Below are 8264 nucleotides of genomic sequence, written 5' to 3' on the forward strand. Positions count from 1 at the left end.
TGTCGTTCGGTCACCCTCATTCGCGCATCGGAGGACGGTTTGACTACCGCAGTGGATTGCTCGGAGCTCGCCAACGGCACCCTTCTCACCGTCGAACCGCTACCACCGGAGCTGTGGCCGGACGCCACGCAGCAGGGCTACCGCATCGAATACGTGGCCTCCAATTTCAGCGGCGGCAAGCGCGCCGTCGGCGGCTCGGTCTTCGTCCCGGAGCTCGGCTCGGCCTCGGCGCCCGTGCTGACCTGGGCGCACTGCACGGTCGGCAGCAACGAGCACAACGCGCCCTCCAAGGTCGGGCTGATTCCCGAGGAGCGCGGGCACCTGGCGCAGTGGCTGGCCGCCGGATTCGTCGTCGCCGCCACCGACTACGAGGGTCTGGGCACCAAGGAACCGCACCCCTACCTCGACGGTGAGGCCATCGCCGACGACATCATCGACATCGCGCGGGCCGTGCACCAGATGGATCTGAACATCGACACCCGCACCGTGATCGGCGGGTTCTCCCAGGGCGGCCACGGCTCGCTGTTCGCGGCGGCGATCTGCACGGCCTACGCGCCGGAACTGGACTGGCGCGGCACGGTGTCGCTGGCGCCGCCGGTGCGCTTCCTGGAATTCGTCGCGCCCTACACCGTGGACGGCGCGCAGCCGGTGCACGCGCTCGTCCCCACCATCCTGGCCGGGCTGCACACCCGGCGCCCGGACTTCGATCCCGGCGATCGGCTCGGGCCGGTGGGCCGGTCGCTGCTCGAAGCCGCCGGGCAGCAGTCCATGCAGGACCTGGACCGGCTGTGCTCGGCCACCACCAACGACGAGGCCGGGACCACCGGCATCGCGACCTGGCAGCCCCTCGTCGACGCCCTGGCCTCCACGAGTCCGCCGGTGACCAAGTACGACCGGCCGCTGTTCCTGTTCGCGGGCGGCGCCGACCCGGTGTTCACCTCGCATCAGGGCAGCGAGTTCGCCAAGGAACTGGCCGAGTGCGGCACCGACGTCCGCTTCCACGACTTCGAGACCCTGGATCACGTGGCGCTGCTGGAACCGGCGGGCCATCATGCCACCCGCTGGGCTGTCGGCCTGGTCAGCCGAGCGCCCGCCGTCGACGCCGCCGAGCAGCGGGTCGACGACCGCGACATCCGCTTCCGGATCCTCGACGCCACCGGCGACGGCCGGATCGGCCCGGACGACTTCCGCGCCCACGCGCTGCGGCTGGTGCAGAGCTTCGGGCACCCGCTGGGCGACCCGATCGCGATCCGGGTGCGCGAGGGCTACGAGCAGCTGGCCCGGCACCTGATCCAGCACTACGACCGCGACGGCGACGGCCACGTCGACCTGACCGAGTTCCTCGCCACCGATGCCGGCCCGGTGCCGGCCGAGATCACCGACGCCGCGCGCGAACTCGTGACGGCCGTCCTGGGGTTGATCGACGGTACCGGCGACCAGATCTCGCGCGCGCAGTTCCGCGCGGTGACGCACGGGCTCGGCATCGCCGAGGCCGAGTCCGATGTCATCTTCGGGCTGACCGATACCGACGGCGACGGCTACCTCGTGGTGGACGAGCTGGCCGCGAGCGTCGTGCACTTCCTGACCGGCGACGACGAAGGGGCACCCGGCTACTGGCTGTTCGGCCGGGCGGAGTGAGCCGCGGTGACCACGTGGACACACCTGGCCGAAGTCTGCCCGCTGCCGCCCGAGTTGTGGCCGGCCGGCGCGGGCGGCGGCTATCGGATTCGCTATCGCGATAGCGGGCGGGTCAGCTCCGGGTCGGTGTTTCTGCCGGCCGGCGAGCCGGCCAGTATGCCGCTGCTGACCTGGGCGCACTGCTTCGTCGGGCTCGATCGCCACAGCGCGCCGTCGGTGTGCGGCCTGCCCCGGGTCGAGCGCGAGCACCTGTCCGGTTGGCTGGCACGGGGTTTCGCGGTGGCGGCCGCCGACTTCAAGGGCCTGGACGGCTGCGGCCTCAGTCCGTTCCCGGGCACCCACCAAATCGCCGCCGACCTCATGGGCATCTGCCCGGCCGCGCGCGAACTCGACGAGCGGATCGAGAAGACCGTGCTGGCCGGTGGCTTCTGCCAGGGCGGCCGGGCCGCGCTGCACGCCGCGCACCCGGGCTTCGAACTGAACTACAAGGGCGCGGTGGCGCTGGCGCCGCCGGATTATCTCCCCTATTTCACCGAGGTCACCGCCGACGCCGACCGGCCGGCCGACGCGCTGATCCTGGTGCTGCTGGCGGGCATGCGCGGCACCGATGCGAGCTTTCGCCCCGAGGATTTCCTCACTCGCACCGGAGCCGAGTGCCTGTCGGCGATCACGTCCCTGTCGGTCCGGCAGATGCGGGAGCTCTTGGCGCCGTACACCGTCGGCGATCTGGGTGTGCACCGAGTTGCGGCCCGGACGCCGGTCACCGCGGCGCTGACCCGGTGCCGGAGTCTTCCGCCGACGCCGACCAAGTCGTTCCTGGTGTGCACGATCGAAGCCGATCCGGTGTCGCCGCCGGCCAGTGCCGCGCGCTCGTGCGCGCAGCTGGCCGGGAACGGAGCGGAGGTGGTGCACCGGACGTACACCGGTGGCGCGCATATGGACGTGCTGGGGCTAGCGGCCGCCGACGTCCTCGAGTGGGCGGTCGAGCACGCCGTCTGAGAGCAGCACGGCCGCCATCAGTCTGCTGACGCGGGCCAGCTGTTCGGGCCGGGAATCGAAGCGAACGAGCCGTCCGACGTCGATCACCTGGCCGATCGCGGCGTGCACCCGGAACCGGGCCTCGACCGGATCGCCGTCGAGCAGGTTGGCCCACTCCAGCACGTTCTGCCGCTGGATGGCGCGCAGCTTGTGCTGCTCGGCCGGCGGCAGATTCGAGAACTCGGCGTAGTAGACCGGCATGATCTCCGGCATCGCGAAGGTCAGCTTGGCCTGGCGTTCGGCAATGCGGCGCACCGCGTCCGGTCGGCTGGTGGCCTCGGCGAGCGCCTCGGTGATCGCCATCGCGACGCGGTCACCGGTGCGGTAGAACGCGGCGGCCAGCAGGTCGGCCTTGCTGGTGAAGTACCGGTACACGCTGGAGGCGTTGATCCCGACGGCGGCGCCGATCTCCTCGATGCTGGCCTCGTGATAGCCCTGGCGGCCGAAGATCCGGATCGCCTCGGTCAGCAGTTGTTCGCGCTTGGAGGTGACCGGCAGGCCGCGCACGGCGGGCCCGGGGTCGGGGTCGGGCGGGGCGCTCGGTAATTCGACGCGCAGCACGGACCGCGCCATGTCGTGCAGCAGCGGCAGCATCCGGGCCCCGGACAACGCGGTGCGGTGCGCGGAGATGCTGGCGATCGCGCTGAGCACGGCGGCGGCGCGCATCGCGACATCGGCCGGTGGGTCCTGCGGGCGCAGCAGCGCGATCGGCGCGGCCAGGGTGGCGTTGAGGTCCTCGTAGATCTTGCGGATGCGAATCCGGTCGACGCGTTCGAGGTAGCGGCGCTCCCACCGGTAGAGCCCGGCCTCGCGGCGGATCTCGATGGTGTGCTCGCCGATCGCGCGGATCAGCGCGTCCAGGCGTTCGCCGGGCGGAAGCTGGGGGTCGTCGGCGGCGACGGCCACGGTCAGCAGGTGCTTGGCGCCTTCCTCCGCGGCGGCGACCAGGAGCGCGTACTTGTTGGTGAAGTGCCGGTACAGCGCGGGGCCGGAGATACCGACCTCCGCGGCGATCTCGTCGACGCCCACCGGGTAGTAGCCGCGTTCGCTGAAAGCCCGCGCGGCGGCCCGGATGATCTGTACCTTTCGGTCCTTGGGACGACGGCGAACCGGGGCGGCAGGCGCGAGGTCCACCTCGCTGCGATCCGCGACCATGCACCTCTCCCGTTCTCCCTCGGCACCGCCTGTTGACAGCGCCGGACCAGTCCACCTAAGTTAACCACAATTCGCAAAGTTAACCATTATTCATGGCGCTACGCCCGCCGAATGCCAGACCAGGAGCACACAATGGGTAATCCCGATTCCGACCGACCGGCGGGTTTCTCTGCGGTTCGCGACGGCAAGATCCTGCGCGTCACCCTGACCAAGCCCAAGCGCAAGAACGCCGTCGACTACGACACCATGCTCGCCCTGGGCGAGGCCTTCGTGGCCGCCGCCGCGGACCGCTCGGTGCGGGTGATCGTGCTGACCGGCGAGGGCAGCGACTTCTGCACCGGCGCCGACCTGTCCACCGGACCGGAGGAGGCCGCCCGCGGCATCACCTCCGACATGGTCATGGACGCGGCGAACCGCCTGGTCAAGGCGATCGTGGACGCCCCGGTCCCGGTGATCGCGCGGGTCAAGGGCGCGGCCGCGGGCGTCGGCGTCGGTATCGCGCTGGCGGCGGACCTGGTCTACGCGAGCGAGGACTCCTACCTGCTGCTCGCCTTCATCAATATCGGCCTGATGCCCGACGGCGGCGCGGCCGCCATGATCGCGGCCGCCGCCGGTCGCCCGCTGGCCGCGGAGATGGCGCTGCTGGGCGAGCGGCTGCCCGCGCCGGCCGCCGAGCGGGCGGGCCTGTTCACCGCCGTGCTCGCCGACGACGAGTTGGACGCGAAGGTGGAGGCCGCGGCGGCGAAGCTGGCCGCCGGCCCCCGCCGCGCGCTCGAACTCACCAAGCAGGCGTTGAACAACGCCACCCTGAGCGCCCTGGACGGCGCGCTGGCGGCCGAGAAGGCCGGGCAGAGTGAGCTTTTGCAGTCCCCCGACTTCTTCGAGGGCGCGACCGCGATGCTGACCAAGCGCAAGCCGGTCTTCCAGGACTGAGCGCCCGACCGGGGCCGCTGGGTAGGCCCCGGTCGAGCGGACTATGTTGACTGGCTATGACTTACCTGGTTACTGGAGCAACTGGGTTCATCGGTCGATTTCTCATCCCTGAGCTGCTCGAGCGCCAGGGCGACATTCACGTCCTGGTGCGGCCCGGGATCGACGCCGCCGACCGGTTCGCCGAGTGCGCGAGCGACTGGAACGCGGGCGACCGCGTCCGGCCCGTGCACGGCGACCTCGGCGCGCCGCTACTCGGGATCCATCCGGACTGGCTGGCCGAGCAGCGCGGGCGGATCGAGCACGTCGTGCACCTGGCGGTCGGCTACGACACGCTCGGGCGCGGCGCCGGCACCCGCAACGTGGTCGACACCGCCATCGACCTCCAGGCCGCCCTGCTGCATCACGTCTCGACGGTCGAGGTGGCGGGCCGGTCCGAGGGCGTGTTCACCGAGGACATGTTCGAGACCGACGAGGCGCGGCACACGCCGGCGCAGCAGGCCAAGTTCGACGCCGAGCGGATCGTGCGGGAGTCCCCGCTGCCATGGCGGATCTACCGGCCCTCCATCGTGATCGGGCACTCCGAGACCGGCGAGATCCACCGGATCCACGGGCCGTACCACTTCTTCCGGCTGCTGCGGATGGCCGCGCAACTGCCGCGGCTGCTGCCGGTGCTCGCGCCCAAGCTCGGCGAAACCAATATGGTTCCGGTCGATTTCGTGGCCCGCGCCCTCGACCACATCGCGCATCGACCCGGCCCGAATTCGGAGACCTACCATTTGGTCGACCCGCGCCGGTTCGGCGCCACGGAGGCGCTGAACCTGTTCGCCGACGAGGCCGGGGCACCGCACCTGGTCGAGGTGATGCCCAAACCGACGCTGGCGCTGACGCTGCGGGTGCCCGGCGCGAACTGGCTGCTCCCCCGGGTCGGCGTGCCGCTGGAGGTGCTCGAGCACAGCGAGTTCAGCTGCCGCTTCGACTGCCGCAACACCACCGAGGCCTTGGCGGGCACCGACATCAAGGTGCCGCCGCTGGATGCCTACGCGGCGCGGATCTGGAAGTACTGGATCGAGAACTGGGTCTAGGCGCCGGTGACCGTGAGGTAGATCAGTACGACGTTGAGCGCGCTGATGATCAGCGCCACCAGCCAGGCCAGCGCGGTGGTGACCCGATGGTTGACATCGGCGCCCATCAGCACGCGGTCGCTGGTGAGCCGCACCAGCGGGATCAGCGCGAACGGGATACCGAAGGACAGCACCACCTGCGAGATGATCAGCGCCCGGGTGGGATCGATGCCCGCGGCCAGGATCACGATGGCCGGGATCAACGTGATCAGGCGGCGCAGCAGCAGCGGAATCCGGCGCTGGATCAGGCCCTCCATGATCATGGCGCCCGCGTAGGCGCCGACCGAGGTGGAGGCGAGCCCGGACGCGAGCAGGCCGATCGCGAGCAGCAGTCCGGCGACCGGGCCGAGCACATCCTCGACGGCCGCGTGCGCGCCTTCGAGCGTGTCCACGTTCTCCCGGCCGCGCAGCGTGTTCGCGGCCATCAGCAGCATGGACAGGTTGACCGTGCCCGCGAGCACCATCGCCAGCCCGACATCGACTTTGGTCGCGTTGAGCAGCCGCACCCGTAGCGGGCCGCGTTCAGGGCTGCCGTGCCGGTCCCGCGCCAGACCCGAGTGCAGGTAGACCGCGTGCGGCATGACGGTCGCGCCGATCATGGCGGCCGCGAGCAGCACGCTCTCGGCGCCGTCGAACTTGGGCACCAGGCCGCCGATGGTCTCGCTCGCCGACGGCGGGGCGATCACCACGCTCGCCAGGAAGCCGATCGCGATGATCGCGAGCATCCCGGTGATGACCCGCTCGAAGGGGCGCTGGCCGCGCCGGTCCTGCACCAGCAGCAGTCCCATCGACACCACGCCGGTGATCAGACCGCCCACCACCAGCGGCAGCCCGAACAGCAGCTTCAAAGCGATCGCGCCGCCGACCACCTCGGCCAGGTCCGTCGCCATCGCGACGGTTTCGGCCTGCCCCCAGTAGGCCAGGCGCAGCCGCCGGCCGGACTTCTCGCGAACCGCTTCCGGCAGCGACATGCCGGTGACCAACCCGAGTTTCGCGGACAGGAACTGCACCAGCCCGGCCATCACATTCGCCATCACGATGACCCACACCAGCAGGTACCCGAATTCGGCGCCCGCGCTGATGTTGGACGCGACGTTGCCCGGGTCGACGTAGGCGATGGCGGCCACGAACGCCGGACCGAGCAGCGCGAAGAAGGAGCGCGCACGCCGCGCGGACGATTCCGGCGCCCCGAGGGTTGTACTCACGGAACAGAATTTTACGGGTTACCGAACTTTGTGTTTAGCTTACCCCGGAAAAAGCAAACCGCCCTGGTCACGAGGGGTGACCAGGGCGGAGTCGAACAGATTCAGAGGCCGAGACCGCGGGCCAGCACCGGCCACGACTGATGCAGATCGTCGTTCCAGTAGCCCCACGAGTGGGTGCCGGTCGGGCGGAAGTTGAAGGTCGCCGGGATGCCCAGCTCGTTCAGCTTGTTCTGCAGGTTGTGCGTGCAGAAGTTGGTGCCCGCCTCGATGACGCCGCCGATCAGCAGCTGGTTGGCCAGGCCGTAGGCGCCCGGCAGGGCGTACTCCCCGTTCAGGGTGTCGTACTGGCCGGGCAGGCCGGTGCCGGTGGAGATGTAGAGATCCACGCCGCGCAGCCCCTCGGCGTTCACGTAGGGATCGTTCTTCACCCACTCGGCCGAACCCTGTGGGCCCCACATGTTGTCGGTGTTGCCGCCGCCCCAGGTCTCGACGGTGAGCTTGACGAACTCCGAGCCGACCGGATCGGAGGTCTGCGCGCACCCGCTGTAGGCGGCGGCCGCCTTGTACAGGCCGGGCTTGGCGATCGGCAGCGCGAGCACGGTGGTGCCGGAGGTGGACAGGCCCGAGATCGCGTTCACGCCGTTGGTGCCCAGCGCGCCGTCGACCAGCGGGGGCAGTTCCTCGGTGAAGAACGTCGTCCACTTGTTGCGGCCCAGCGTCGGATCGTCCTTGATCCAGTCGGTGTAGTAGCTCCACTTGCCGCCGATGGGCTGCACGACGTTGACGTCCTTGTCGCTCAGGAAGGTCAGCGCGTCGGTCTTGGCGTTCCAGGAGGCCTGGTCCTCGCCGCCGCCGGCGCCGTTGAGCAGGTACAGCACCGGGCGCGGCACCGAGGCGTCGGCCGGGCGCAGCACGTCGACCGGGATGGTCTTATCCATGGCCGCCGAGTAGACGTGCAGCCGGATATTGCGCCCGTCCTTGATCTCGGCCTTGGTGATCTTCGAACCGTCCGGCGCGACCGGGTTGGCCAGCAGCGCCTTGTTATCGATCACCGGGTCTACCGCCGATGCCGGTGACGCGCCGAGCCCGGTCATGACACCCGCCAGTACTGCGGATGCCGCGATCATCGCCGCGGCTCGGGAGCCACGGCGCCGGTTCTGTCGACGAATCACTT

General features: G+C 70.2%; 7 protein-coding genes. 4 read left to right on the top strand and 3 right to left on the bottom strand.

What is annotated here, in order from left to right; translation table 11 throughout:
- The first annotated feature begins 39 nt into the window (after positions 1-39).
- Together AB0H76_RS37545 and AB0H76_RS37550 are read left to right on the top strand one after the other, a co-directional pair.
- Positions 40-1638, top strand: a complete 1599-nt coding sequence (locus AB0H76_RS37545) for a lipase family protein (RefSeq protein WP_357332179.1) — start codon at positions 40-42, stop codon at positions 1636-1638.
- 6 nt (positions 1639-1644) lie between these two features.
- The gene (locus AB0H76_RS37550) at positions 1645-2637 is read left to right on the top strand and encodes a hypothetical protein (protein WP_357332181.1); all 993 of its coding nucleotides are present in this window, start codon (positions 1645-1647) and stop codon (positions 2635-2637) included.
- Here AB0H76_RS37550 and AB0H76_RS37555 read toward each other — a convergent pair.
- Positions 2590-3831, bottom strand: coding sequence for a helix-turn-helix domain-containing protein (locus tag AB0H76_RS37555; protein WP_357332183.1), 1242 nt, complete (start codon positions 3829-3831; stop codon positions 2590-2592). The two genes, AB0H76_RS37550 and AB0H76_RS37555, sit on opposite strands and share 48 nt — an antisense overlap.
- Before the next feature lie 132 nt (positions 3832-3963).
- Between AB0H76_RS37555 and AB0H76_RS37560 the strand changes: the two genes are divergently transcribed.
- Together AB0H76_RS37560 and AB0H76_RS37565 are read left to right on the top strand one after the other, a co-directional pair.
- Positions 3964-4764, top strand: coding sequence for an enoyl-CoA hydratase-related protein (locus AB0H76_RS37560; RefSeq protein ID WP_357332185.1), 801 nt, complete (start codon positions 3964-3966; stop codon positions 4762-4764).
- Positions 4765-4820: 56 nt separating this feature from the next.
- Positions 4821-5846: an SDR family oxidoreductase gene (locus AB0H76_RS37565; protein WP_357332187.1), complete on the top strand. Its 1026-nt coding sequence runs from the start codon at positions 4821-4823 to the stop codon at positions 5844-5846.
- On the opposite strand, the gene AB0H76_RS37570 is transcribed toward AB0H76_RS37565, so the two are convergent.
- Together AB0H76_RS37570 and AB0H76_RS37575 are read right to left on the bottom strand one after the other, a co-directional pair.
- Positions 5843-7090 carry an Nramp family divalent metal transporter gene (locus AB0H76_RS37570; protein WP_357332189.1) on the bottom strand — a complete coding sequence of 416 codons (1248 nt, stop codon included), beginning with the start codon at positions 7088-7090 and terminating at the stop codon, positions 5843-5845. The genes AB0H76_RS37565 and AB0H76_RS37570 overlap by 4 nt on opposite strands.
- Positions 7091-7191: 101 nt before the next feature.
- Complete coding sequence (locus AB0H76_RS37575; RefSeq protein ID WP_357332234.1) at positions 7192-8184, bottom strand: alpha/beta hydrolase family protein; 993 nt, start codon at positions 8182-8184, stop codon at positions 7192-7194.
- Between the last annotated feature and the right edge of the window lie 80 nt (positions 8185-8264).

This window comes from Nocardia sp. NPDC050712 (assembly GCF_040654295.1).
Taxonomy (GTDB): Bacteria; Actinomycetota; Actinomycetes; order Mycobacteriales; family Mycobacteriaceae; genus Nocardia.